We start from the raw sequence: 26,189 nt of genomic DNA, 5'->3' as shown, positions 1-26,189 counted from the left end.
GCGTTGCCGCGCCCCTCTCGTCACTCCTCGATGATCGTGACTTTCTCGATCTTCGCTTCTTCCAGCGGCTCGGTCTGCGCCTGATAGACGTCGCTCCAGCCGACAGGCGTCCGCGCCAGCTCCAGCACCGTCTCCATGCCGCTTTCGACTTTGCCGAAAATCGTATAGTTCGGCATCTGGTTCAAGTTTTCCATATCCGGCCCGGTTCCGATGAAAAACTGGCTGCCGCCCGTGTTCGGCTTGCCGGTGTTCGCCATGGCGACGATACCGGGCTCATAACGAAAACCGGTGTCCAGCTCGTCGGGAATCGTGTAGCCCGGGCCGCCGGTGCCGGTGCCGTCCGGATCTCCGGTCTGGATCATATACGACTCGATGATGCGGAAAAAGGGAAGACCGTCGTAAAACCCTTCGCGTGCCAAAAATACAAAATTGTTGACCGTCGTCGGCGCTTCTTCGGCAAACAGCTTGACGGTGAACTCCCCTTTGTTCGTTTGGAAACGGGCTTTGTACGTCTTGTTCAGATCGATCGTCATGTCCGGCATTTTGTCCCATCGCATGACGCGTTCATTCGGCTCTTCGCCCGTGACGGCCGAATTTGCATGTCGGGCTTGTCCGCACCCGGTCAACAGCAGCACGAACGCCGCTGCCGCCCCGATTATCGGCACAAGCCGCATTCGGTGCATCATTCGGATTCCTCCGTATCCCTTATTCCCGCTTTATTGGCGCTCGCGGCTCTGTCTGCCGCCATTGCCGCGCTCGGGCGCATCGGCGGCCGGACCGGGCAGGTCGAGACTCTGCACGCTTCCCGTCCCGGATCCGGCTTCATCGGCCGGCGGCGGCGTCTCCGTTCCCGGCGCGTTGCCGCCGTCGGTGCCCGGTGCGTTACCGTCATCGGTACCCGGCGGCTCATTACCGCCGCCGTCGGTTGGCGGCGGCGTTACGCTGCCGTCCGGCTGCTGTCCTTCGCCATTCTCGCCCGGAGTCTGCGCACCGCCATCCGGCGGTGTACCGTCTTGAGACGAACCGTCCTCGCCTTGTCCGCCAGGCGTATTCGTATTGCCGTCATCCGGCGGGACGTCCGCGTTCCCGTCGTCCGTATCCGGCAGCTCGACCGGCGGCTCCTCGGTGATCGGCTGTTCCGGCTCTTCCGGAACGATGATCTCTTCCTCGACCTCGACGGTGAGGCGGTCGGACGGCGAACTCTCCAGATTGCTCTGCGCGTCGTATGCCGTAATGTAGTATTGATAAGCCATTCCCGGCGCGACGTTCGTGTCTTCGGCCCCCGTCGCGCCCACCATGTCGAGCAGCCGGACGAACTCCGAGTTCGAGACGGCTTTGCGGTACACGCGGTACACGATATTGTCGCCGTCAACACCGTTCCAGGACAGCTTCACCGACTTCGATTCGGCGTCGTAGTACGCGGTCAATCCGCTCGGTCGCGAAGGCGGCGCCGCCTCCTTCACCCCTTCGGGCTTGCCGAAGCCGGAACTCGGTACTCCCCGGAGCGCCTCGCTCATTACGGTGCTGAACATGGCGGCCGCGGTGCCGCTGCCTTCCTTCAGCACATGTTCCCTGTCTGTTTTATCATAGCCCATCCAGACCGCCGCCGTCCACTCCGGCGTGTAGCCGACGAACCAAATGTCGCGATTCGCGCTCGATTCGAAGCCCGGAATGCCGTGCTGCGTCGTGCCGGTCTTGCCGGCCACCGGACGGTCGATTCGCGCCCGGCGCCCCGTGCCGCCTTCCTCCTGCACGACGGCCTGCAGCATTTCGGTCATATACCAGGCCGTCTCCTTGCTCATCAGCCGCTTCGGTTCCGGCGCCTTATATTCGTAAATCGTCGAGTTGTTGCCGTTCACGATTTTGCGGATCGCATGGGCGTCGACTTCCATGCCTTCATTGGCGAAGGCGCTGTATCCGACCGCCATCTGCAGCGGGGTGACGCCATAAGTCAAGCCGCCAAGCGCGATCGACAGATTACGGTCCGACTCGTCAAGATTGAAGCCGAGCCTGTTCGCGAATTCAACGCCCTTCTCGACGCCGATTTCGTTCAGCAGCCATACGGCCGGCAAGTTCCGCGACTCCTTGAGCGCCTGCTTCATGCTGACCGGTCCGATATATTTCACCCGGTTGGAATCGGTCGGACAATAATTGCCGAAGCATTGCTTGTCGTCGCGCAGCGTCGACGTCGGCAGCCAGTCGCCCGTTTCGAGCGCCGGTCCGTAAGACGTGATCGGCTTGAACGCCGAACCCGGCTGGCGCGGTACCGTGACGCGGTTCAGCCCTTTTTGGCATAGTCCCGCGCGCCGGCCATCCCTTGAATCTCGCCGTTGCGGTGATCCATGATCACCATTGCTCCCTGCACCTTCAGGTCGTCAGGGCTTTTCTCGAAGTTGTCGTCATCGGCGAAAGCTTTCTCCACCGCCTGCTGGGCTTGCGGATTGACGGTCGTATAAATGTGGTAACCGCCGATGCTCAGTTCTTCTTCGGTCATGCCGGTCACCCGCATCGCCTCTTCGATGGCGTAGTCGACGAAGACCGAATATTTCTCCTCCCGCTCTTCTTCCTTATGCTCGATCGGCGTATAGTCGACCGCTTTCGCTTCGTTCATTTCCTGCTCGGTAATGATGCCCTGCTCATACATCAGCTGCAGGACGACCGCCCGCCGTTCCTTGGACAGCTCCGGATTGCTGATCGGGTTGTAGCGCGATGGAGCCTTCGGAATGCCGGCAAGCGTGGCGATTTCCCACAGCTCCAGCTCATCCAGTTCTTTGCCGAAATAATATTCCGCGGCCGCTTTGACGCCGTATTGGCGTTTGCCGAAAAGATGCGGTTCAAATACATTTCCAAAATTTCGTCTTTCGTCAGCTGGTTTTCCAGCGCCACTGCGATGGAAGCTTCCGTCGCCTTGCGCAGTATCGTCTTGTCCGAACTGAGGAACAGATTTTTGGCAAGCTGCTGCGTAATCGTGCTTCCGCCTTCGACCATCTCGCGCGCGAGAATGTCCTTGACAAGCGCCCGGCCGATCGCCCATACATCGATGCCGGAGTGCTCCTCGAAACGTCTGTCCTCCGTCGCGATGACCGCCTGCTTGAGCAGCTCCGGAATTTCGTCGAACGAGGCGTTTTCGCGATTTTCATGAAACAGCGTGGCGATTTCGTTCCCGTTCGCGTCGTATACGACGGACGTTTCGGGCAGAACGAGCTTGTTCTGGTTTTCGGCCAAAATCCGCTCTCCGTTTAAAATAATGAGCAAATAACCGATAATACCGCAAATGATTCCTGCGGCGGCCGCAAAAAACAGAACGGTCAACAGTCTGCGCAGCGTCAGCCGTTTTTTCTTCCGACCCTTTTTCGTATTCGACTTTTTGGTGTCCGCAGCACTTCTGCCGCGCGGTTGATCAGCCATGGTGTCGACTCCCCTCCTGCTGATTCTAGTATTGGAAATAACGCGATTCGCCATTCCCGTTGCTGGGCCTGCCGGCATCTCCAACACTTCTTTATCTGCATCCGAGCGGATAAGAAAAGAACAACCCTGCGCGGAGCGGGTTGCTCTTGCATACCGCTATCAAGTTAAACGCGACAAAAAGCCAAAAAGTTTCAATGCCTGTTTCAGGCCTCCGCCGAATGATCTTGCGCAAGCGAAACGTTGCGCTGCGGGGTAAACGTGGAAATGGCGTGCTTGTATACCATTTGCTGACGGCCGTCGCTGTCGATGACGATGATGTAATTGTCAAACCCTTTAATGACGCCCCGGATTTGAAAGCCGTTCGTCAAATAAACCGTCACCGGCACGCTGTCTTTGCGCAATTGGTTCAAAAACGTATCCTGAATATTGATCGATTTGTTCATTGGACGTTACCCCCGTCGAAAAAAAGATTGGTAAGAAGTACATTCAAGATGGACTCCAAACTTTCCTGCTATTATAGCATGAATCATCTCCAAATTCTTGTGAAAATTTTCCCCCATATCGACCCAGTGAATATCTTTCATTCGCCGAAACCAGGACAATTGACGCTTGGCAAATCGTCTCGTGTCGCGTTTGAGCAGGTACACCGCTTCGTCCAGCGTGCACGCGCCGTCGAGGTAGAGCGCGATTTCCTTGTAGCCGAGTCCCTGCATCGAAACGGCGTCCCGGGGAACGCCGGCGGCGAGCAGCTTCCGCACCTCGTCGACCAGCCCTTCCTCCAGCATCCGGTCGACCCGCTCGTCGATCCGCCTGTACAAGGCGGCGCGGTCCATCGTCAGACCTATCATACACAGTTCGTAGGGAGACTGCTTTTTTGTCCTTCCAGCTGCTTGGACAAAGGGATGCCGGTCAAATGATGCACCTCGAGCGCCCGGATAACGCGTCTGATGTCGCGCGGGTGAAGACGGTCCGCCGATTCCGGGTCGACCGCCCGCAGCCTTTCGTGCAGCGCCTGCTCCCCGAACCGTTCGGCGTAACGCCGCTGCTCCTCGCGGAACGCCTCGTCAGCGCCGGAATCGACGAATTCGTAATTGTAGCACACCGATTCCACATACAGTCCGGTGCCGCCCACAATAAACGGAAGGCGGCCGCGCGACGAAATATCGGCGATCAGCCCGCGGCATCTCCGCTGGAATTCGGCGACGGAGAACGGATAATCCGGTTCGTACTCGTCAATGAGATGGTGGGGAATGCCTTCGCGCTCTTCGGGCGCGATTTTCGCGGTTCCGATATCCATTCCCCGGTATACCTGCATGGAATCGCCGGAAATGATTTCCGCATTCCATGTTTTGGCGATCTCGATGCTTAATTGCGTTTTGCCTACGGCCGTCGGACCGACGAGGACGAGAAGCGGCGGTTTATATGCGGCGGGAACGGTCAATCCGAATCACTCCATAACCGATTTTCGACGTTTTTTAACCGGGCAGCGCTCGAATCCGAGACGTTCGAATTCATCGCTTGTCCGGCTTTCTTTCATCATGACGCATTTGCGCGCGACGCGGATCGCGTGCCCGACCGTCTCCCGCTCGAGCGAACCGTAATTGGCAACCGGACGAATCGGTTCGAGTGCGCTCGATTCATAGACCGGCTCCCGAAACATCGGATCGAAATAGACGATGTCCACACTGTCGTCCGGCAGCGCGGCGAGATATTCCCGATGATCGGCAAGACGCGCGTCGATCCGTCTCATCGCTTCATTCGCGTCAGGCAAATCGGTTTCATAATGCTTCCACCCTTCGCGGACGACGACATGCAGGACCGGCTCGCTCTCGAGCGCGGTGACGCGGCCGCTTTGCCCGGCGGCATAAGAGAAGACGAGCGCGTCGGAGCCGAGACCGGCCGTACAATCGAGCACGCTGTCGCCCGGCTCGCACCCGGACAGCTCGATCATCGGGTCGGGCTCGCCGTTTCGCAGACGCTTCACCCGGACGAACGCCATGCTCGGATGAAAGTAGAGCGGCGTCTCGGTATCGCCGTCGTAATAGCGCAGCTCCTTGTCCGACACGACGAGCAGCCGGGGGTCGCGGTAATGCTCCATCAGCTGCCGCAGCGTCCGTCCGCGGCGGGCGACAAGACGGGCGCCCAGTTCCCGCGCCAGTCCCTCCGCGCGCGCCAGTACGGCGTCGGCCGGACGATGAGCGGTCGTGACGATCATGACATCACCCGTTTGAACATTTTTTCCAATTGATAGGTCGACATATGAACGACGATCGGCCTGCCGTGCGGGCACGTATAGGGCTGCCGGCATGCGGCCAAGCGGCGGATGAGCGTTTCGCCCTCCTCGCGGGTCAGCCGCTGGTTCGCTTTGATCGACGCCTTGCAGGAACACATAATGGCGGCCTTCTCGCGAAGCTTGCCGATATCGATATGCCGCTTTTCCGACAGCACCCACTCGATCATCTCTTCGACGAGCGCCTGCTCCTCGCCTTTCGGCAGCCATTCGGGATGGTAGCGGACGAGAAATCCGTGCGGGCCGAACGGCTCCAGCCCGATCCCCGCCTCGGCGAGCGTGTCAAGCCGCTCCCGCAGCAGCGCCGCCTCCGCGGGCGTATATTCGAGCGTCATCGGCACCAGCAACGGCTGGCTGGCCGGTTGCGGGTTCGCGAATTTGCCGAGATAAAATTCGTAATGAATCCGTTCATGGGCGGCATGCTGGTCGATCAAATACAGTCCTTCCTCGTTCTGGGCCACAATATACGTCCCGTGCAGCTGGCCGATCCAGGAAAGCTCCGGGAACGCGTCGGCACGGGGACCGCCGGGCTCCGCGCCGCCGTCCGGCAGGCCCGCGCCGGCGGTTTCGGCTGCGTCGAGGCCGCTTTCGGCGGCGCCGCCCGAAGCGCCGGCCGCATCCGTGCCGCTGCTTGCTTCCGCGGCATAAGCTTCGGCCGCCGGCGCGGCTTCGCGCCAGGACGGCGCTGCGGGCGGTTCCGTCCGGCCGGGGGCGTATGTGCGAAGACCGTCGTCGTTCCCGCCAGCTGCCATCGTCTCCGCGCGCAGTCCGCCGCCGGCAGCGTTGTCCGCTTCTCGTACAGCCGCGGAGTCTTGGACCGCTCCGCCGCCATCGTCACGGCGCTGCGGTATGGCCGCCGGCGCGTAGAGCCGCTCTGTCGCATCGCGCGGAATGTTGCGGCTATCCGGACGGGAACCCGCCGCGCCGGCGGCCCCGGGCGCATACGTGCGCGGGCCGTCTCCGAAGCCGTCCTCTGCGCGGTGGAACGCGATCCGGCCTTGCACATAGACCGGTTTGGAACGGTCGCGCGCGCCCGCATCCGGACCGGGGATGTGCCGGATGCCGCTCAGCGCGTCCCGCACGGCATGCTCGACAAATTCGCGCAGCTCCGCTTCCTTGCTGAATCGTACTTCCATCTTCGAAGGATGGACGTTGACGTCGATCAACGACGGATGCATGCCGATTTCCAGCACGGCGAGCGGATAGCGGTTGATTGGCAGCAGCGTATGGTACGCCTGAATGACGGCCTGATTGACGATATAGGAGCGAATCGTGCGTCCGTTGACGATGACCGTCAAGCCGTTGCGGTTGGCCCGCGTCAGCTCCGGCTTGCTGATGTAACCGTTCAGATCGTAATCGGGATGCTCGGCCGACACCTTCAGCATCGCCTTCGCCGTGTTCGTGCCGTATATGGCGGCAATAACCTGCAGACGGTCACCTCCGCCCGTTGTACGCAGCAGCAGATTGCCGTTGTGGCGCAGCGTAAACGCGATGCCGGGATGCGCGAGCGCGATCCGGTTGACATAATCGGACAGATGACCGAGCTCGGTCTGGATCGATTTCATATATTTCAGCCGCGCGGGCGTATTGTAAAACAGATCGCGCACGGTAATATCCGTCCCGCGCGGCGCGTTAACCGGCTCCGAGGCGACGACCGTGCCGCCGTTCATCGCCAGACGCCTGCCGAGACCGCTGTCGTCGCTCGCGGACACGCATTCCACGCGCGAAACGGCCGCGATGCTCGGCAGCGCCTCGCCGCGGAAGCCGAGGCTGGCGATGCGGAACAAGTCGCTGCCGCTTGCGATTTTGCTGGTGGCGTGGCGCTGAAACGCGGTCTCGAGATCGTCCGGATCGATGCCGCTTCCGTTGTCGGTCACCCGGATCAGCGAGATGCCGCCTTCCTCGACGGCGATATCGATCGCCGTACTGCCCGCGTCGACCGCATTTTCCACCAGTTCCTTGACGACCGAAGCCGGACGTTCCACCACTTCGCCGGCAGCGATCTGATTGGCGAGCTGCTCGTCCAGTATCCGGATTTTACCCATCGTCCTGCCTCCCTTCCTAATCGCGATCCGCCAGCTTCATCTTCGCCTCGTTCAGCCATTGGATCGCCTGCAGCGGGGTCATATTGAGCAGATCGAGCTTGCGAAGCTGGTCGGCGAGCCGTTCTGCCGCCGTCGCGGCCTTGCGCCGGCCGGCAGGCTCGGAGACCGCCGCTTCCTCGAACATCGCCAGCTGCACGACGGAAGCGCCGCACGCATCCGGCGCCGGTTCAAGCCGGACGGCGGAACCGTCTTCTTCATCCCGCGCTGTCTCGGCCCCGGCCGCCGCTTCGGCTTCGGCTTCGGCGAGAGCTTCCGTCCCGCCGACGATCCGCGTGTCGCCCGATTTCCGTCCGTCGAGAGCCGGTTCCGCCTTTGCTTCGCTCGCCATTTTGGCGCCCGCCGTTATCCGTTCCATGCCGGACAGAAGCTCGTAAGCTCTGCCGATAATCGAATCCGGCAACCCCGCCAGACGGGCACAGTAGATGCCGTAGCTCGTGCTCGCCGCTCCGGGCACGAGCCGCCGCAGAAACGTAACGTCGTCGCCGGACTCCTTGACGGCCATGCAGACGTTGGCCAGGGACGACATCGTCTCCTCCAGGTGCGCCAGCTCGTGAAAATGCGTCGACACGAGCGCCTTGCAGCGTATCGTATCATGCACGTACTCGATGACGGCCTGGGCGATGGCCATTCCTTCGCCCGTCGACGTGCCGCGGCCGAGCTCGTCGATGATGACCAGGCTTTGACGGGTCGCCTTTTCGGTCATCAGCTGAATATCTTTCATTTCAACCATAAACGTGCTTTGTCCGCCGATCAGATCGTCCGCCGCGCCGATCCGGGTAAAAATGCGGTCGACAAGCGGTATCGACGCCGACTTGGCCGGCACGAAGCAGCCGATCTGGGCCATAATGCAAATGAGCGCCACTTGCCGCATATAGGTGCTTTTGCCGGCCATATTGGGTCCGGTAATGAGCAGCATCGAAGCTTGGTCCGCCGTCAGCGACGTCCCGTTGGCGATGAACGGCACGCCTTCCATGACCGCCTCCACGACGGGATGGCGGCCTTCCTCGATCAACAGGTCGAACCCGTCCGTTACGGCCGGACGGACATAGCGCCGCTCCGCGCTGACGGTCGCGAGCGACTGCAGTACGTCGATCGTCGCGACCGTTTCCGCCAGCTTCTGCAGCCGGTGCAGCTGCGCGGACAGATGATCCCTCAGCTCCAGGAAGCGCTCGTACTCCAGATCCACCATTTTCTCCTCGGCTTCCAGAATGAGCCGTTCCTTCTCCTTCAATTCCGGCGTGACGAAACGTTCCGCCCCCGCCAGCGTCTGCTTCCGCTCGTACCGCCCTTCGGGAAGCATATGCAGATTCGCTTTGGTCACTTCGAGATAATAGCCGAACACTTTGTTATATCCGATCTTCAACGATTTGATCCCCGTCGCCTCGCGTTCCTGCCGCTCAAGCTCGGCCAGCCATTTTTGCCGTTCGCGCTGGCTTCGCGCAGCTTGTCGAGATATTCGTCGTAACCCGGTCGAATCAGCCCGCCTTCGCGGATGGATACCGGCGGATCGTCGACGATGACGGTATCGATCATATCCGCCAGATCGGCGCAATCGTCGAGCCCTTCGACCAGTTTGCCGAGCGTCTTCGACCCGGAAGACGCACACAGCGCGGCAAGGGCGGGAATGCGCCGGACAGACGCCTTGAGGGCGTTCAGATCGCGTCCGTTCGCGGTGCCGAAGGCGACTCTCCCGACAAGCCGCTCGAGATCGTAGATGCCGCCGAGCTGCTCCCTCACATCTTCGCGGATGATGAGATCGCGGTGCAGCTTGTCCACCGCCTCCAGCCGCTCTTCGATCGCAGCGACGTTCAGAAGCGGCTTGTCGATCCAGCGGCGGAGCAAACGGGCGCCCATCGACGTTTGGTCCGGTCGAGCAGCCACAGGAGAGAACCCTTCTTGCTTCGGTCCCGCACCGTTTCGGTCAGTTCCAGATTGCGCCGCGTATAGTGGTCGAGCACCATGTACTGGCTCGGCTCGTACGCGCGAACGGTGCGGACGTGACCGAGCGATCGCTTCTGCGTCTCCTCCAAGTAACCGGTCAGCAGGCTGACCGCCCGCAGCCGGACCGGCGGCAGACGCTTCAGCTCCGCTTCGCCGAATTGGGCGGCAAGCCGTTCGCGCGGGATCGGCTCGCGGGGCGTAAACAGCACCGGCCGGTTCCAGGCAGCGGCGCCGCTGTGCTGCAGCTTGTCCAGCAGCCCGGCATCGCCGACGATTTCCGAAGGCCGGTACACGTTCACTTCGTCGAGCAGCATATCGTCGCGTGCCGCGAACGAAGTGACATACAGCTCCCCTGTCGTCAAATCGCACGAAGCGACCGCATATTCGCCGTCGCCGGCGGCGACGCTGACGATGAAGTTGTTCGCCTTGTCCGACACCGATTTCGCTTCCATGACGGTGCCCGGCGTGACGACGCGGACGATCTCCCGCCGCACGACGCCTTTGGCCGCCGAAGGATCTTCGACCTGTTCGCAGATGGCGACTTTGTACCCTTTTCAATCAGCCGGGCGATGTAGCTGTCGGCCGAATGGTACGGCACGCCGCACATCGGAATGCGCTCGTCCCCCCGCCGTCGCGGCCGGTCAGCGTAATGTCCAGCTCGCGCGATGCCAGTATCGCGTCGTCGAAAAACATTTCGTAAAAATCGCCGAGGCGGAAAAACAGAAACGCGTCCTCCGCTTCCTCTTTAATGGCGAGATACTGCTGTATCATCGGAGTATATGTAGCCATAACGTCCTCCCGTTGGCCTTTATTGCATGCGAATATGTTTTAGAAAGAAGTTGAGAGCTTCGAAGAAACGTCAGATTCTTATTATAGCAGAAATCGGATGGACGGTGTCGGCCATTGTCCGGGTGGCGCGCAGCGCCCTGTCCGGCGGAGAGGTCTGTACGCACGGGGCGCGGGGAATCGTGCAACGAGCCTGGGAATAGAGCACCGTGCGTGGGTGTAGTACACGGGCGGGTAGCGAACCCGTGAGGCTTTATTTCCAGCCACGCCGCCGAGCGCACGGGAAATTGTGCACTTGCAAGGCTTTATTTCAAATCAAGCAAGCCCGCTAGCGCGGGCTGCCCCGATGCGGCCGTTCGCCGCCTCCACGTTTGCCGACGCTCGCTTTGCCATCGCTCAGTTTGCTGCCGCTCTGTCTGCCGCCGCTATCTTTACCGGCGCTCGCTATGCCGCTGCCCCGTTCCTCGCCGTTCCGCTTTCCGCCGACCGGAACGGCACCGGTGCCGGCGAACGGCGGAATCCGCCACTTCGCGCGAATATCGGCGCGCTCGTCCCATGTCTTGCCGCTTCGCGCGGCGCCGAGCAGCGGCTCGATCCAGCGCGAGAGCGCCGCATAGCTGTCCGTCTTGGCCATCTCCGCGGCCAGACGGTCCAGACAGCCGGCGAGCTCCGAACGGTCGCCGGCGTAATACGCTTGCACCCACCGCTCCTCCTCGGCCGGAGCGTAGGCAAGTGTCCAAGCCTCGCGCGCGCACAGGAGCGTCAGCGCGAAGGCGGCGCGGGCGGCTGCCGGCGATACGAGCCAGCTCGGCAGCGTCCGGTACTCGAACCCGCCATGCGGCTGCAGGCGGAAGTCCCCGAGCGCGCCGTATCGGGGACGGCGTTTGCGCCCGGCGGGGTCCTCCACCATCGCGAGCGGAAATGCCGCGTAGCTGTCCAGCAGGCGCAGCAGCCGGCCGGTCAGCGGCACGCCGCTCAGATGGATATGCCCGCCGAGCGCCAGTCCCGGCACGGGCATGCCGCCTGCGGCCCAGCGCAGCCGGTCGGTGCCGGGGCGGGACGCCGCATAACGCAGCAGCCGGCGAAGTTCCGCCGCCAGCGCTTCCGGGCTGTCCTGCGGCTCCGGGCGCAGCTCCGCGACCGGCCGCAGCAGCCGGCGGCGGACGAGCACCGCGTCCGTGCCGGCTTCGGCGGCCCGGAAATACCGGTCGGCCGACGCGATCGTGCCGTCGGCGCGCAGCAGCACGAACTCGGGATCGGCGCCGATCAGCAGCGGCTGCTCCGTCGAACCGTCCCCCAAGCGGACGGTTCGGTGCCAAGCAGCGAAACGATCCAGCGCCGTTCCCCATAAGCCCCCGGCATTCAGCCGCTTTCCCGGGAGCTGGACGGAACGGATGGCAGCGCGTCCGCCTCCGTCGACCGCGACCAGCACCTCGCCAAAGTCAAGCCCGAGCGCATACAGCGCCTTGACCGCGGCCGCCGCGGCACGGCGAAGGAGCGGGTCCTTGAGCCGGCCCGCCTCTTCATCGCGCGGCGGCAGCTCCGTCGCCGCGCCGCCGCCGTAACGCCAGTGCGCGCCGTCATCGGCCGGGCCGTACAATCGTCTGACGGCAAGCGCCTGAAGATGAAACACGGGCACGCGATAGACCCGCTGATCGTCCGAACCGTCGCTCACGGAAAGCCCCGCCCGCTTCAGCCTGCGGCGCCATTCGCCGTCGGGAAGCCGGGCCAGATCGCCGGCGTGGGCGTTCAACACCCACCCCGGGTGCATGCCGCGTTCCCGGTAAGCGGGATGGCCGGGCTGCGGACGCCCTCCGCCCCATACGACAATAGCGTCGTCCGGCCCCGGTCCATCGGCAATCGCCGCATTACAACCGCCGGACGCCCGCCCGCCGGACAAGCTTGCCTTCCCGTCTAGCTCCTCAGACAGCCCGCCGGACAGGCTTGCCTTCCCGTCTAGCTTCTCCGCTCGCCCGCCGGTCGGGTTGGTCGAATCCGCGGACGAACCCGCCTTTCGCCAGCCGCCGCTGTCGCCCAGCCATATCCAGACGTCGCCCGCCATCGGACGCCCCCCTTTTCGTCAGGACGATTATGCAAGTTCACCGCCGTCATCCGGCACCGCAACGCTTAGACGCGCACGAAGGCGCCGCAAATGCCGCAAATGCCGCGAATCGGGCAGGGGACACGCGTTCAAGCCAAATAAAGAAAAAGAAAGAGGGCTCCCGCCCTCGAATCTTTCCCCTCCCGCGCATACGATACAGTAACCCGAACGACATCGCCGAAGTTACAGTTCGTCGTCCAGCAGATCCGGGTCCAGATCCTCGAAGTCGTCGTCGCCGATGCCGAATTCGATGTCCTTGCCGTCCAGGTCATCGCATCCGTTCGGGTTTACCGCCACGCAAACCTTCGTTTCCGCAACCAGTTCCACCGCAAATTCGCGCTCCACCCGAATGGCGACGCTCGAACCGTTCGAGGAGATGTTAGCCTCGATGCAGTTCGGTTCCTGGGTCGCATCGGCGGACACTTCTTCGGTCGAAGCTCTATGTTTCGGATCTACATACGAAAGCGGTACGTTTTCGACGTACGACACTGTCTCCTTGGCTACGTCCGTTTGTGTGTTTTTGTTGTAGGAATACCAGATGTTAATATCGTAAGTACCGATCACCTCAATGCCGTCGCCCGATCGCACCGCTTCATACTGATGGTTGATAATCCATGCGCCCAGGATGCTGGTCGGATGGTGAGGCGGCGTAACGGTATGGGTCACGGTGGAGAACTTACGACCTTTGCCGCAAACAGCTTTCGTTATAATCTCTCTAAATTGAAGCTGTTTATCTGCTAATGCCATCGCTATAACCTCCTCCATACAATCATTCATTAAAGTGTATGCAGGACATTCGTCTAGGGTGACTAGTTTCTTTCCCCGGGCGGCAACGAATTTTCCCGTTCTATTCTATGCAGATGCGGCTCGCCCGAATGACTTTTCTTTTTCCAGCGTCTGGCTATCGCAAGACAACGCTCCAATTCATGGCACAGCTGCAGGATTGCCGCCCGCACTTCGAACTCCTCGCGCGTTCGCGGCAGCTCCATTCTTTTAAAACGCTCTTTCAAACGATGCAGCTTTTCTTCCACTTCCCCCTTGTAAACGTCGGATTTTACATCGTCGGCCAGATGGTCGAACAGCTTCGCCACCAGCTCCCCTTGCGGCATCTTTTCATAGACAAAAGCAAGCTGGACAAGCATCTGCTGAATCGCCTCGAGCTGCTGTCTGCGCATCTCGAAATACGTTTCCCAGTAAGAAGGCGCGCCCCACAGCCGGTTCTCCCGGCTCAGCTCCGCAAGCCTCGCGCCTTCCTCGCACGCCGCATGCGCCTTCAACAGCTCCTGTCCGTCCCACAGACGGGCGGGATTGCGCAGCGTCGCAGCCATCTCGCGCAAAATGCCGCCGAGCGACTCCTCCAGCTCTGTCCGGCAACGGACAAGCTTGTTCTCCTCCCTCGGCATGTAGATCATATTAATGACGGTTGCCCAGCCGAGACCGGTTACGAGCAGCAAAATTTCGTTGGCGATCACCCCGGCCGTCACCTCTTCCTTGGCGAACACATGAAACACGATGACCGAGCTCGTCACGATGCCGTCCTTCAGGCCGAGTCTGGAAAGCACCGGAAAGACGATCAGGATGAACAGGGAAACCGCGGGCAAATGAAAGCCCAGAACGATGAAAATGATCGATGCCAAAAAAAGCCCCAGCACCGAAGCGACAAATCGGGCGAATGAGCTTTTCAGCCCTTTCATCCGGGTCGCCTCGACGCCGAGGATTGCCAGCAGTCCTGCCGAAACCGGCGGATCGAGTCCGATGGTAAGTGCAGTATAGATAGCCGCCAGCGCGGCAATGGCGGTCTTGATTACACGCATGCCCATTGTTGTACCTTCCGTTCGGATAAGTCGTTTTCCTTCTTATCCTAACGTTCCCGCCACCCCGCCGTCAACTTGCGCTCCAACGCCGCCACGAGCTGGTACATGACCGTCGCTACCGCGGCGATGACGACAAGGCTCGACAGCACCAGCGTGAAATTGAAAACCTGGAAGCCGTAGATGATCAAATAGCCGAGTCCGAGCTTCGCGACCAGAAACTCGCCGACGATTACGCCGACCCACGCCAGCCCGACGTTCACCTTCAGCGTCGAAATGATGACGGGGAACGAATCCGGCAGCACGACAAGCCGGAACAGCTGCGCCCGCGTCGCCCCGAACAACCGCACCACTTTGACGAATCCGGATTCGACATCCCGAAACCGGTTGTAAATATTGATCGTCGTGATGATGACCGTCACCGACAGCGTCGTCGCCACGATCGACATAAAACCGGGACCGAGTCCGACGATAAAAATCGGGCCGAGCGCCACCTTCGGCATGCTGTTCAGCACGACCAGGTACGGATCGAGCACCCGGGACAGGAAAGGCGACCACCACAGCAGCACGGCGAGCGCGGTGCCGAGCAGCGTTCCGAGCAGAAATCCCGCCGCCGTCTCCGCAACCGTCACCGCGATATGCGGCCAAATCGTGCCGCTCGCCATCGTGGAGACGATCTGCTCCAGCAGCCGGCTCGGATAACTGAACAGCAGCGGGTCGATCCAGCGGAGCCGGCCGGCCGTCTCCCACAAGCCGACGAACAGCGCGAGCAGCAGCGCCTGCATCCCCCATACCGCAAAGCTGATCCGGCGCTGCCGCGCCAGATGCCGGCCATGCAGCGCCGACAGCAGCTTCTCCCTCTCTTCGGCAACGCCGGATACGAGAGCGGCCGTTTCGTCCTGTCCGGCATGATGCCCGGAGACAGAGACGCCGGCCGCGCCTTTCATGCCGTCTCGCGGCAGCGGCACCTGACCGGCCTTCCGCCCGACCGCCGAAAATGCCGAACGCTCCGGCCGAACCTTGCGCAGCCGGCGCGGCTTCCCGTTGTTCCGTTCATCCATGGCGCTCCCCCTCCTCCGTCCGGTTCAGCTCGCTCCACAGTTCCTCGAACACCTCTTGAAAACCGGGCTGCTTGCGCGCTTCCGTCGGGCTCGCCGAACGGAGCTCTTCCGGAATGTCCAGCTCCCGCAAAATGCGGCCGGGCTGTTTGCCGAGCACGATGACGCGGTCGCTCATCGCCGCCGCTTCGGCCAGATCGTGCGTGACGAGCACCGCGGTTTTGCCCCGCCGGCGCAGCGTCTCCTGCACCAAATCCTCGAGCTGCAGCTTGATGTGCAGGTCGAGCGCCGAGAACGGCTCGTCGAGCAGCATCACTTCCGGCTCGGTGGCCAGCGTGCGGGCGAGCGCCACCCGCTGCCTCATGCCGCCGGACAGCTCGTGAGGGTAGCGTCCGCCCGCGCCGGAAAGACCGAGTTCCTCGAGCAGCCGGTCTACGGCTTCCAGCGCAGCTTTCGTGCGGCGGCCGGCAATTTCCAGACCGATTGCCGCATTATCCCGAATCGTCCGCCAGGGGAACAGGTAATCCTGCTGCAGCATGTACCCGACCTGCGGCGACGGGCCGGTGACCGGCACGCCCGCCAGCAGGACGGAACCTCGCGTCGGAAAGAGAAGACCGGCGAGCAGGCTGAGAATGGTCGTCTTGCCGCACCCGCTCGGCCCGACCAGCGCGACAAATTCGCCCGGGCGAACTGCCATATTCAACTGTTCGACCGCCAGGGACGCTCCCTGGTCGTTTACGTATACATGGGACACGTCAATGAGCTCCAGCATATTCCCGGTTTGCATTCCGCACCTTCCCTTTCTGCAGCCCTAATGCCGCGGGCCTCATCAAGGTCCCGGTAACGTTCTAATCGCCCTGGCCCGCGGCTTTCCCGATCGCCGTCTCCGCGAAAGCCGTATCGACCAGTTCCTGATGTTCCGTCCGCTTCGCCAGCTCGCCGGCCGAAGTCATGACATCGAGCAGATTGTTCCATTCGCTCTCGTCGACGATCGGATCTTCGGCGAACGATCCCTGGCTCTTGTACCGGTCGATCGAGCTGACGACGATGTCGCGGTCGACATCTTCAAAATACGGGAGCACGACGTCCGCGATCGTCTCCGCATCGTTGTCGCGCACCCACTGCTGCGCTTTGTAAACGGCATTCGTAAACTTTTGGATCGCTTCCCTATTCTTGTCGATATAGCTCTGTTTGGCCATAAATACGGTGTACGGCAGCTTGCCGCTTTCCACTCCGAACGACGCGACGACGCGCCCTTTGCCCTCCCGCTCGAATATCGACGCCTGCGGCTCGAACAGCTGCACGTATTCGCCGGTGCCCGAAGCGAACGCCGCCGCAATGTTCGCAAAATCGATGTTTTGAATCAAATCGAGATCCGCATGCGGATCGATGCCGTTCTTCTTCAGCGTAAACTCACCGGCCATCTGCGGCATACCGCCTTTGCGTTGACCGAGAAAAACGCTGCCCTTCAGCATGTTCCAGTCGAATTCGCCGTCCAGCTTGCGCGCGACGAGGAATGTGCCGTCCGTTTGCGTCAGCTGAGCGAAATTGATAACCGGATCATCCGCACCTTGCTGGTACACATAGATGGACGTCTCCGAACCGACAAGCGCCACATCGATCGTGCCCGACAGCAATGCCGTCATCGTCTTGTCGCCGCCGAACGTCGTGGTCAGCTCGACCTCCAGTCCTTCTTCCTCAAAAAAGCCTTTCTCGATCGCCACATATTCCGGCGCATAGAACAGCGATCGCGTCACTTCCCCGATCCGAATCTTCGTCGCGCCCTCATTCCGGCCGCATCCGGCCAGCAGCGCCGCGAATAACAGCGCGACCGCCAATGCGGCCGGCAGCCCTATTTTTCTACGTCTTTTCAAAGTCATCACCCTTTGCTTGATAGCGCAGTTTACCGTATATCATCGTATGCCGGGCGTTTGCAAACCGTGTATGGCCAAGGATCGAATAAGCTGCCGGCCAGGGCTTGACTCAAAAAAAAGCAGGCCGCCCGTAGGCGACCTGCGTTGCATTCTATTGGATTCCGACAGGGTGGCGCAGCCGATCATGCTCCTCCTGGAACGCTGCTGCGATCCGGCCTGCACGCTGCGGCGTGAGGCAAGCCGGATCGCGTATGAAGCGCGTTGTCCCGCAAGCGGCCGCACTCAACCCAACCGGTAGATGTCGGAATATTTCCGCCGCAAATATTGGACGAGATAATCCGGATCGAGCGGCTTGCCCGTCACCCGTTCGATAATTTCCGACGGTTCGAGCAGCTTGCCGTGCCTGTATATGCGCTCCGTCAGCCACTCCTTGATCGGCAGCAGCTCGCCCCGCCCGACGAGCTCCCACATGCCGTTCAGCTCGCGTTCCATCGTATCCGCGATTTGGGCGGCGTACATATTGCCGAGCGAATAGGACGGGAAATAGCCGAACGAGCCGCCCGACCAGTGCACGTCCTGCAGCACTCCTTCCGCGTCGTTATCCGGCGCAACGCCGAGATATTCGCGGTATTTGGCATTCCATGCTTCCGGCAGATCGGCGGCTTTCAAGCCTTCGTTAAATATTTGCTTTTCCATCTCGTACCGGATAATGATGTGCAGATTGTATGTCAGCTCATCGGCTTCGATGCGGATCAGCGACGGGCGTACGACGTTGATCGCCCGGTAGAAATCTTCGACCGGCACGTCCAGCTGTCCGGGAAAACGCCGCTGCAGCTCGCCGTAATACCGTTCCCAGAACGGACGGCTGCGGCCGATCACATTTTCCCAGAAGCGCGACTGGGATTCGTGAATGCCCATTGACGTGCCGGTGCACAGCGGCGTGCCGGCCAGCTCCGGATCGATGTTTTGCTCGTAAAGGGCATGTCCGCCTTCGTGAATCGTGCCGAACAGCGCGCTGGTCACGTCGTCCGGCAAGTAGCGGGTCGTAATGCGGACATCGCCGGGGCTCAGTCCGATGGCGAACGGATGGACGCTCTCGTCGAGACGTCCGGCGGAAAAATCGTAGCCCATCTCTTTCAGAATAAACAGACTGAACGCTTTCTGGGCGTCCTTGTCGAACGACTGCCGCAAAACCGTTCATCCGGCTGATGCGGCGACTCCGCGATCGCCGATGCGAGCGGCACAAGCTGTTCCCGCAAGCCGCCGAACACGCGATCGAGCTCAGCGGTCGTCATGCCCGGCTCATACTGGTCGAGCAGCGTATCGTAGCGGGTCCCGCGGACGCCCCACAGATCGATGAATTGCCCGGTGTACCCGATGATCCGGTCCAGATAAGGCTGAAAACGCTTGTAATCGTTATTCGCTTTCGCCTCTTCCCAAACGGATTCCGCCTGCGACGTCAGCACGACGTATTCCTCGTACAGTTTGGGCGGAATTTTGACGCTGCGGTCGTATTCCTTGCGCGTTTCCGCGACAAGCTTGCGCTGCACCGGCGAAAGCGACTCCTGCGCGCGGGGTTCCTCCAGCGCGGCCAGCAGCTCGCCCATCCGTTCGGACACCGACAGCTTGAACATCTCGGCCGACAGCGCCCCGATCGCTTCCGAACGCCGTTCGACCCCTTTGCGCGGCGCGCCGGTTCTCAGGTCCCAGTACAAAACGCCGAGCGCCTCGTCATAGCTTTTTATTTTGCGAATCAGTTCGTCGAACGATTGCCATGTCTCTTCCGTGTTTGCCGTCATCCCGCTCGCCTCCATCCTATATTTTCTTCAACTTGATCATACTTTTTGCAAAACGTATAATCAACATGAAAGTCAACGAAGGAGAAATGGCGATCATGAACATTCAATTTACCCCCGCCGCGGCGGAAGCGATCCGTCCCGAGCTGGCCGGCGGGCGGCGCCGTCTCAAGCTGCTCTACGATACGGAAGGCTGCGGCTGCGCCGTCAGCGGCGTTCCCGCCCTGCAGTTCGTCGATCGGCCGGGCCCGGACGACCGGGAAGGCGAAGGCGATCCGTTCCCTTTCCTGTACGAGCCGCGGCATGAAGTGTTTTTCGAGCCGAAGATGAAGATCGATTACGACGCGGAGCGCGGCGCTTTCGTATTGAAGAGCGACGGGCAGATTTATACGAATCATCTGCGGTTGCTGCGCTGACGGTTGCGCCGGCGCTTCATGAGCGCGATTTCGCATGCAAACGCAAATCGGCTTTCACGTTTTGCTTTGCCCAAACAGAAGGAGTGGAAATATGGCAGAAGGAAATATCGGGAAAATTTTGGAGTTTAATGAGAGATTCGTAGAAAACCGCGAATACGAGGCTTACTTGACAGACCGGTTCCCGGACAAAAAAATGGCGATCGTGACCTGCATGGACACGAGGCTGACGGAACTGCTGCCGAAAGCGATGAATCTGCGCAACGGCGACGCCAAAATTATTAAAAACGCAGGCGCGATCGTCACCCAGCCGTTCGGCAACATTATGCGCAGCATCCTCGTCGCCGTCTATGAGCTGGGAGCGAAGGAAGTGCTGATTATCGGGCATTACGACTGCGGCATGACAGGCATCGATCCCGAGAAGGTCGTCACCCATATGAAGGAGCGCGGCATATCCGAAGAGACGATTCAAACGCTTCGCAACTCCGGCATCAATCTGACGCGCTGGCTGGTCGGCTTCGACAATGTGAAGGAAAGCGTGGAGAACAGCGTCGGCATTGTGCGCAACCATCCGCTGCTGCCGGCGGAGGTGCCGGTGCATGGCCTGATCGTCGACCCGACGACGGGCAAGCTCGACCTGGTCGTCGACGGCTACGAGGAGCTTCGCAAGCGCCAAAGGTCGTCGGAGCGCTAATCTAGCGCGCTCCTTCCGTTCCTTGCGCGGGCTTTCGCCTCGGCGGCAGCGGCGCGCGCGGCGATGACACCGCTGCGGTCGCGCAGCTTGTGGCGGTGGACGACCGCCGCTTCGGGCCGGGGCTCTTCTCCCCAGACAAGCCCCCGGAGCCGGCTCGCTTCGCGGCACATCCGCAGCAGCTCGGGATCGGCGATCGGCAGATCGAAGCTGCGGTAAGCGGACGTCCCGCTCCGCTCCGCCAAGGCGGAAATCGCCTCGGCGACAATCGCTTTCATCGCCGCCGCGTCCAGCCCGAGCCGGCGCATATGCTCGTCCGTCAGCCGCCTCTCAGCGCTGGCGAACATTTTACGCGCGCCGCTTATGTTCCCTCTCCGGCTGTGATATTGGCCGACCGCCAGTTGAATGAGCCCCACCCAGGCGTCGCTAAGCCCGTCGTCCGGATGGGATTTCCAATATTCCTCCAATATTTCATGGCACTCGAAATAATCCCGCGTCGCATGAAATTCGACCAAATAATCGATATAGGCGTCCGGATAGCGCTCTCCCATTGCCGCTCCACTCCCCTTTTTCGTCAGCAACAGCTTTATTATAAATTTTTATTATAAAAAATGAAACCAAAGCCTGCCGCATACGTAAACGTAACCGATGGCAACTTATGCCGAACCGATTTTTACAGGAGGGACACGACTAAGAGATGAAAAAAGGGTTGCTAGTCATGATGGCATTCGCGCTGTTCTTCGCTTTCAGCGCAGCCGACTATGCGGACGCCAAACCGCGGGGCGGCTTGAAGTCGCCGAGACAAGGCGTCACGACGCCGTCCAAGCCGGCCGAAAATGTCAGCCGCAGCGATTCCGGCACGAAGGCCACAAATCCGGCAACGGGCACGACCGCGAACCGCGGCGGATTGTTCGGCGGCGGCAGCTTCATGAAAGGGCTGATGATCGGCGGTCTCGCCGGCATGCTGTTCGGCGGACTGTTCGGCAGCATGGGCTTCTTGGGCGAAATTCTCGGCTTGATGATCAACTTGCTGGCTCTGTTCCTGCTCTTCGCGGTTATCCGCGCCATATTCGTCTATTTCCGCGACCGCCGCAAAATGGCGGACAATAACCGCAGACCGTATTAACGATGCGCATTTACACCGACGAAATCATCAATGCCGTCTGCCATCATATGGCGTCGCGCAAAGGCGTCCCCGTCTCGAAGGTAGAAGCGCAATTGTCCTGGGACGAGGATTACGGATTTACCGCCGAAGTATGGGTCGACGGCCGGAGCCAGTATCTGGTTGAAGCCAATTTGCTCGAAGCGATCGAACAGTATATGTATAACCATTACAATATTCGCGTGTTCCGCTCCCAGATTACGCTGGATGCGGACGAAGAGTTCTGGGCCGACATCGAGGTGTGACGGCTCCCGAACGGCTCCGTTTCCAAACGCAAGCGGAGATGCACACAGCAAGCCCGGCGGTCGCCATGACCGGCCGGGCTTGTTCGATGACGCGGCGCATTTAGCGGCGCGTAAAAGCGAGTACGGCATTGACGCCGCCAAAGCCGTAGGAGTTCGAGACGACCGCTTCGGCACGCGCTTGCCGTCCCGCCCCCTGAATGAGATCGATATCGGCCGCGGGATCCGGCTCCTCCAGATTGGCCGTCGGCGGCAGCCAGCCTTCGCGCAGCGCCATCACCGCAATCGCCGCCTCGATCGCCCCGGACGCGCCGAGCGGGTGGCCGTACAGCCCCTTCGTCCCGCTGACGGCGACCGGACGATTGCCGAATACGTCGCGCACGACCTTCGATTCGGTCACATCGTTCAGCGGCGTGGACGAGCCATGCGCGTTAACGTAACTGATATCATCCGCCGACAGTTCGGCGTCGGACAGCGCCAGCCTGACCGCCCGCGCCGCCTGCGAACCGCTAGGCAGCGGGACGCTCATATGATGGGCGTCGTTCGTCAGGCCGAAACCGGCCAACTCCGCCAGAATAACCGCCCCTCTCGCTTTCGCATGCTCTTCCTCCTCGATGACGAGCACCGCCGCCCCTTCTCCCATTACGAAGCCGTCGCGATGGCGGTCGAACGGCCGGCTCGCCCGGTGCGGGGCGTCGTTACGCGAAGACATCGCCCGCAGCATATCGAAGGCGCCGAACGAGAGCGGCGAAAGCGGCGCTTCCGCTCCGCCGGCAAGCGCGACATCCGCTTCGCCCCGGCGTATCGCCTGCAGCGCGCGGCCGATCGCGACGGCGCCGGACGCGCATGACATGGCGTTCGTCTCATTCGGTCCGGTGAAGCCGAACGCCATCGCCATATTGCACGACGCCGCGCCGCCGAACACGGAATATCCGAGCGTCGGCGACACGGACCGGTATCCGCCGCCGTGAAAGCGGGCGCTCTGCTCTTCGGCGAACGAAATGCCGCCGAGCGCGCTGCCCATGAAAATACCGGTGCGCTCCTGTTCCGCATCGTCCGGACCGAGCCGCGCGTGGCGCAGCGCCAGCGTCCCGGCCGCTACCGCAAGCTGGGAATAGCGGTCCATCCGATGCGCCCGCTTGCGGTCCATGTACGCAAGCGGATCGAAATCCCGGATTTGCGCGGCGATGCGGCTGCGCAGACCTTCAGGCTCGAATCGTTCAATGACGCCGACCGCGCTTTCGCCCCGGCGCACGCCGTCCCATAGCGCGTCGATGCCGGCGCCGATCGGCGTGACGCAGCCGATGCCGGTCACGACAGCCTTCCGCTTACGCATTGGCGGCAGCTCCCTTCGCCCTTCCTTCGGCCGCCCTTTTCAGTCCTTCAAGCGTTTGATCGGCAATATGTTGCACGAACACCGGGCCGATGATCCGCTTCGCGAGCAGCTTTCCGACCTGCGGACGATGCCATTCGTGGGCGATCGTCACCCGGGTGCCTCCTTCCGCGGGAGCGAGCTTCCATTCGACCTCCATCCCTTTCGTCACTCCGCGCACATGGCGGTAACGAACGGCTGACTCCTCCTCGTCCACTTCCATCTCGCTGACCCACCATACCGGCCAGCCGACCGGATCGAAACGGCGCAGCGCCGCCATTTCCACAAGGCCGCCCAGGCAGCCGCTGCCTTCAAGAAACCGGACACGCCGGTAATGCGGCAAATAGTCCGGCCAGCGGTCGACATGCCGCGCGAATTCGAACGTCCTGGACGGCGGGCAGGCAAAATACAGCTCATTCCATGTATACAACGTTTCTCGCCCCTTTGCGAAAGATTTGGTTACGATCGTTTCAGCTTCCTTGGTATGCATAACGCCCTGCGCCGGCTTTTTACCGCGGGAGCGGCGGCGGACAGTCGCCGATCAGCCCCGCCAGCCGGCGGGTAGCGGCCGGCCAGCCGCCCAGGACGGCGGACGCGCCATCCAGCCAGGCCGGATGGCGGCAGACGTAATCGATCAGACGCTGCAGCCGCGTTCCCGTCCGGAACGTCTCCCGGATCATGCGGTCGTAGTCGTACAGCGGCCGTTGCGATCCGCTTGCCAGCGCCTGGGCCAGCGCATCGGCGGCAAGCTCGGCCCCCCGCAGTGCGCGGTAGATGCCTTGGCCGGTAAGCGGGTCGTAATAGCCGGAGGCGTCACCGACGAGCATCAGGCCCGGCCGGGCCGCGGCGCTTACCGGGCGGTCGAACGGACCGCAAGCCAGCACTTCGCCGTCGATCGCGGCTCGCTCGAACGCCGGCGCCAGCTCCGGCCACCGGCCCGCGATTTGCCGGACGAAAGCCGGCTTGCGGCCGGCCGCTTCGATCGCCCGCCGTTCCGGCACGACGACCGTCATATTGGCCGTTCCGCCGGCGAACGGCGCGATGCCGACGACCTCGTCGCGCCGAACATACAGCTCGACGTAAGGCTCTGCCTGCGGCCATCCGTCAAGCCGGACCGTAAAGGCAATCTTGCGCACGCTGCCGGAAAGCGCAAGTCCTGCGCGCCGGGCGACAACCGAACGCAAGCCGTCGGCGCCGACGACGAACGGCGCGGTCAACCGGAACGCCGCGCCTCGCTCAGTCCGCCCGCTGACGCCGCAGACGCGACCGTCGTCGAACAGAAGCCGGTCGACGCGCATCCCTTCCAGCAGCGAAGCGCCGGCCCGCGAAGCCGATTCCGCCAGCCAGCGGTCCAGACGTTCCCGGGGGCAAGCGAGCCCTCGCAGTCCCCCGGGATAATCTGCCGAAAGCCGACTTCTCGGCGTATGCAGCCGCCAGCCGCGCAGCGGAACGGCCGCATCGGCCAGCTCGGCTTCCGGCGCATAGCCCATTCGCCCGAGCGCCGCGATCGCTCCCGGATTCAGCGATTCGCCGCACGGCTTGCGCTTCGGGAAGAAGCCGGCTTCCAATATGGCGACGGAGATGCCGCGCCGCGCAAGAAGCCGGCCGAGCGCGCTGCCGGCTGGCCCCGCTCCGACGATGATGACGTCGGCCATATTAGCGCCCGCCGCCGACAAGCGCCAGCCGGAACGGGAAGTGGCGGTGCAGCCTGGCGTCCACCCCCGCCCGCCTGGCCAGCGCCTCCGCTTCGGCGGCCGTATAGGCGCGCTGCACCGACAGCGGCCCGTCGTGGCGGGTGACTGGGCTGCGCCAGACGAAGCGGGCCAGCAGGCGCGCCGCGCCAAGCGCCGCCGGATGGCGCTCCAGATCGGCCGCGACCCATCCGATCCGGCTGACCCGCTCCAGCTCGCGCAGCAGCATGGCCGCGTCATCTCCGTCGAAGTGATGGAGAGCCAAATTGCTGAACGCGATATCGAAGCTGCCGTCCGGATACGTCAGTCTGCGCCCGTCTCCCTGCTCGATGCGGATCGCGCCGCTGCCTGCCGTGCGCGCAGCGGCGAGCCGCACGATCCGGCTGTTGATGTCCACGCCCGTCACCGTCAAGCCGATCCCTTTCCTCTCCGCCCAACGGATGAGCATGAGCGGCTGATCGGCCAGTCCTGTCGCGACATCCAGCACATTCACCTGCCTTCCCCCGCGGGCGGCCAGCAGCACCATCCGCTTGATGTGCGCGAACAGCGCAGGATTGCCGCCCATATACCGGTTCACCTGCCACACTTCCCGGAGGCTGCGCATCAGCTCCTGCTCATCCAATTCCGCATCGTCGAGCATCTCTTTCCGGATTTGCCTGTCCATTCCGCCCTCCAGCTCCTTCGGCCGAGATTGGGTAACGCTTCACTTTTAGTTTGAGGGAATTACTGGTTTTTTATCCATCGTTTTCACGAAGATCGTCCGCAACCGGATTGTTTATTTTTTTGCCCGAAACCAAATCTACCGATTTTGCGTTTAATATTCATAGACTAAGAGAAAGGAAGTGACAAGCGAATTTGATAAATCGAACGAGCCGCATGGCGATTGTGCTGCTGATCGCGGTGCAGACCGTATGGGCTACCGCCGCGGTCGGTTTTGCCGCCGAGAAGGAAGCCGCCAGCGCGTACCGGGTATACCAGAACGACAAGCCGCTGCGGGAATTTGTCTCGGAATCCCAGGCGATCGCTTATGCGAAGCGATTCAAGTACGCCCATGTCGAGAAAATAACGGGGCGCGTATGGGTCTGGGACAATTTCCCGAAATTCAAGGTGTACCAGGGCTCCACATCGTACAGCTGGTGGGAATACGATACGTACGAGCAAGCGCTGGCCAAGGCGAAAACATTGAAAAACGTACATATTCGCGATCTCGAAAAGCCTGGCTGGGTTTACAGCAACTATGCGAAATACCAGCTGTATCAAGGTGACAAAACGAAGGCGGAATGGGGCTTCGAAACGCTGGAAGAGGCGAAAAAAGAAGCGAAGCGCTGGGGCAACGCACATATTATGGACATCGGCGCCAACAAATGGGTGTGGGACAACCTGTCGGCGAACGATCGTCTGAAGCAGCGCCAAGGCACGAAAAAATATGCCGTCTACAAGGACGGCGA

The 26,189-nt window shown here is 61.6% G+C and carries 21 protein-coding genes and 5 pseudogenes; 5 read left to right on the top strand and 21 right to left on the bottom strand.

The genetic code is table 11. The annotated features are described in order from the left end of the window. Nucleotides 1-20: 20 nt before the first annotated feature. The 16 genes and pseudogenes from PACILC2_RS06685 to PACILC2_RS06610 all read right to left on the bottom strand — a co-directional run bounded on the left by PACILC2_RS06685 (nt 21) and on the right by PACILC2_RS06610 (nt 19,173). Nucleotides 21-686 (bottom strand): peptidylprolyl isomerase, encoded by a 666-nt coding sequence (locus PACILC2_RS06685; protein WP_307860408.1) that lies wholly within the window; start codon nt 684-686, stop codon nt 21-23. Nucleotides 687-716: 30 nt separating this feature from the next. Beyond that, nucleotides 717-2,234, bottom strand: a complete 1,518-nt coding sequence (locus PACILC2_RS06680; protein ID WP_244863295.1) for a penicillin-binding transpeptidase domain-containing protein — start codon at nt 2,232-2,234, stop codon at nt 717-719. Between the two features lie 44 nt (nt 2,235-2,278). Beyond that, entirely contained in the window at nt 2,279-2,644 is a 366-nt protein-coding gene (locus PACILC2_RS06675; RefSeq protein WP_213528257.1) for a hypothetical protein, read from the bottom strand. Nucleotides 2,645-2,701: 57 nt separating this feature from the next. Then, nucleotides 2,702-3,408, bottom strand: a pseudogene (locus PACILC2_RS06670) (transglycosylase domain-containing protein); the annotation flags it as partial. 203 nt (nt 3,409-3,611) lie between these two features. Beyond that, nucleotides 3,612-3,851 carry an RNA chaperone Hfq gene (gene hfq, locus PACILC2_RS06665; RefSeq protein WP_062492892.1) on the bottom strand — a complete coding sequence of 80 codons (240 nt, stop codon included), beginning with the start codon at nt 3,849-3,851 and terminating at the stop codon, nt 3,612-3,614. Between the two features lie 6 nt (nt 3,852-3,857). Beyond that, nucleotides 3,858-4,849, bottom strand: a pseudogene (miaA, locus tag PACILC2_RS06660) (tRNA (adenosine(37)-N6)-dimethylallyltransferase MiaA). Between the two features lie 6 nt (nt 4,850-4,855). Further along, on the bottom strand, nt 4,856-5,623 hold the full coding sequence (locus tag PACILC2_RS06655; protein ID WP_244863294.1) for a class I SAM-dependent methyltransferase: 768 nt from the start codon (nt 5,621-5,623) through the stop codon (nt 4,856-4,858). After that, nucleotides 5,620-7,743 (bottom strand): DNA mismatch repair endonuclease MutL, encoded by a 2,124-nt coding sequence (gene mutL, locus PACILC2_RS06650; RefSeq protein WP_213528253.1) that lies wholly within the window; start codon nt 7,741-7,743, stop codon nt 5,620-5,622. Before mutL ends, PACILC2_RS06655 begins: the two co-directional genes overlap by 4 nt. Nucleotides 7,744-7,759: 16 nt before the next feature. Next, a pseudogene (mutS, locus tag PACILC2_RS06645) lies at nt 7,760-10,533 on the bottom strand (DNA mismatch repair protein MutS). 325 nt (nt 10,534-10,858) lie between these two features. Continuing rightward, entirely contained in the window at nt 10,859-12,592 is a 1,734-nt protein-coding gene (locus PACILC2_RS06640; protein ID WP_213528251.1) for a putative amidoligase domain-containing protein, read from the bottom strand. 222 nt (nt 12,593-12,814) lie between these two features. Beyond that, nucleotides 12,815-13,378 carry an outer spore coat protein CotE gene (locus PACILC2_RS06635; RefSeq protein ID WP_062492886.1) on the bottom strand — a complete coding sequence of 188 codons (564 nt, stop codon included), beginning with the start codon at nt 13,376-13,378 and terminating at the stop codon, nt 12,815-12,817. A 62-nt stretch (nt 13,379-13,440) separates the two neighbouring features. After that, nucleotides 13,441-14,451: an aromatic acid exporter family protein gene (locus PACILC2_RS06630; RefSeq protein WP_213528249.1), complete on the bottom strand. Its 1,011-nt coding sequence runs from the start codon at nt 14,449-14,451 to the stop codon at nt 13,441-13,443. A gap of 41 nt (nt 14,452-14,492) precedes the next feature. Further along, nucleotides 14,493-15,503, bottom strand: coding sequence for an ABC transporter permease (locus tag PACILC2_RS06625; protein ID WP_235593144.1), 1,011 nt, complete (start codon nt 15,501-15,503; stop codon nt 14,493-14,495). Then, nucleotides 15,496-16,287 carry an ABC transporter ATP-binding protein gene (locus tag PACILC2_RS06620; protein ID WP_062492885.1) on the bottom strand — a complete coding sequence of 264 codons (792 nt, stop codon included), beginning with the start codon at nt 16,285-16,287 and terminating at the stop codon, nt 15,496-15,498. Before PACILC2_RS06620 ends, PACILC2_RS06625 begins: the two co-directional genes overlap by 8 nt. Before the next feature lie 61 nt (nt 16,288-16,348). After that, nucleotides 16,349-17,374, bottom strand: coding sequence for an ABC transporter substrate-binding protein (locus tag PACILC2_RS06615; RefSeq protein WP_372447068.1), 1,026 nt, complete (start codon nt 17,372-17,374; stop codon nt 16,349-16,351). Between the two features lie 282 nt (nt 17,375-17,656). Then, a pseudogene (locus PACILC2_RS06610) lies at nt 17,657-19,173 on the bottom strand (carboxypeptidase M32). Between the two features lie 95 nt (nt 19,174-19,268). Here PACILC2_RS06610 and PACILC2_RS06605 point away from each other — a divergent pair. Then, nucleotides 19,269-19,586, top strand: a complete 318-nt coding sequence (locus PACILC2_RS06605) for an iron-sulfur cluster biosynthesis family protein (protein WP_213528245.1) — start codon at nt 19,269-19,271, stop codon at nt 19,584-19,586. A gap of 91 nt (nt 19,587-19,677) precedes the next feature. After that, the gene (locus PACILC2_RS06600; RefSeq protein ID WP_213528243.1) at nt 19,678-20,277 is read left to right on the top strand and encodes a beta-class carbonic anhydrase; all 600 of its coding nucleotides are present in this window, start codon (nt 19,678-19,680) and stop codon (nt 20,275-20,277) included. Here the strand turns inward: PACILC2_RS06600 and PACILC2_RS06595 are convergent. Next, nucleotides 20,274-20,825, bottom strand: a complete 552-nt coding sequence (locus tag PACILC2_RS06595; RefSeq protein WP_213528241.1) for a DUF309 domain-containing protein — start codon at nt 20,823-20,825, stop codon at nt 20,274-20,276. The two genes, PACILC2_RS06600 and PACILC2_RS06595, sit on opposite strands and share 4 nt — an antisense overlap. A 146-nt stretch (nt 20,826-20,971) precedes the next feature. On the opposite strand from PACILC2_RS06595, the gene PACILC2_RS06590 reads away from it, so the two are divergent. After that, nucleotides 20,972-21,400 (top strand): hypothetical protein, encoded by a 429-nt coding sequence (locus tag PACILC2_RS06590; protein ID WP_062492880.1) that lies wholly within the window; start codon nt 20,972-20,974, stop codon nt 21,398-21,400. 2 nt (nt 21,401-21,402) lie between these two features. Further along, the gene (locus PACILC2_RS06585) at nt 21,403-21,681 is read left to right on the top strand and encodes a YxcD family protein (RefSeq protein ID WP_062492879.1); all 279 of its coding nucleotides are present in this window, start codon (nt 21,403-21,405) and stop codon (nt 21,679-21,681) included. Between the two features lie 100 nt (nt 21,682-21,781). Here PACILC2_RS06585 and PACILC2_RS06580 read toward each other — a convergent pair whose 3' ends face one another. The 4 genes from PACILC2_RS06580 to PACILC2_RS06565 form a co-directional block, all read right to left on the bottom strand. Beyond that, the gene (locus PACILC2_RS06580) at nt 21,782-23,014 is read right to left on the bottom strand and encodes a beta-ketoacyl-[acyl-carrier-protein] synthase family protein (protein ID WP_213528239.1); all 1,233 of its coding nucleotides are present in this window, start codon (nt 23,012-23,014) and stop codon (nt 21,782-21,784) included. Beyond that, complete coding sequence (locus tag PACILC2_RS06575) at nt 23,007-23,480, bottom strand: SRPBCC family protein (protein ID WP_213528237.1); 474 nt, start codon at nt 23,478-23,480, stop codon at nt 23,007-23,009. Before PACILC2_RS06575 ends, PACILC2_RS06580 begins: the two co-directional genes overlap by 8 nt. Nucleotides 23,481-23,559: 79 nt before the next feature. Then, nucleotides 23,560-24,705, bottom strand: a complete 1,146-nt coding sequence (locus PACILC2_RS06570) for an NAD(P)/FAD-dependent oxidoreductase (RefSeq protein ID WP_213528234.1) — start codon at nt 24,703-24,705, stop codon at nt 23,560-23,562. Between the two features lies 1 nt (nt 24,706). Beyond that, a complete protein-coding gene (locus PACILC2_RS06565) occupies nt 24,707-25,405 on the bottom strand; it encodes a methyltransferase domain-containing protein (protein WP_213528232.1) in 699 nt (232 codons plus the stop codon). Between the two features lie 191 nt (nt 25,406-25,596). Here PACILC2_RS06565 and PACILC2_RS06560 point away from each other — a divergent pair. After that, nucleotides 25,597-26,189 (top strand): annotated as a pseudogene (locus PACILC2_RS06560) (glycosyl hydrolase family 18 protein); the annotation flags it as partial.

It is taken from the genome of Paenibacillus cisolokensis (genome assembly GCF_018403665.1).
Lineage (GTDB): Bacteria > Bacillota > Bacilli > Paenibacillales > Paenibacillaceae > Paenibacillus_AH > Paenibacillus_AH cisolokensis.
Note: the sequence above shows the minus strand (reverse complement) of the source record. Positions and strands in the feature narration are given on the sequence as shown.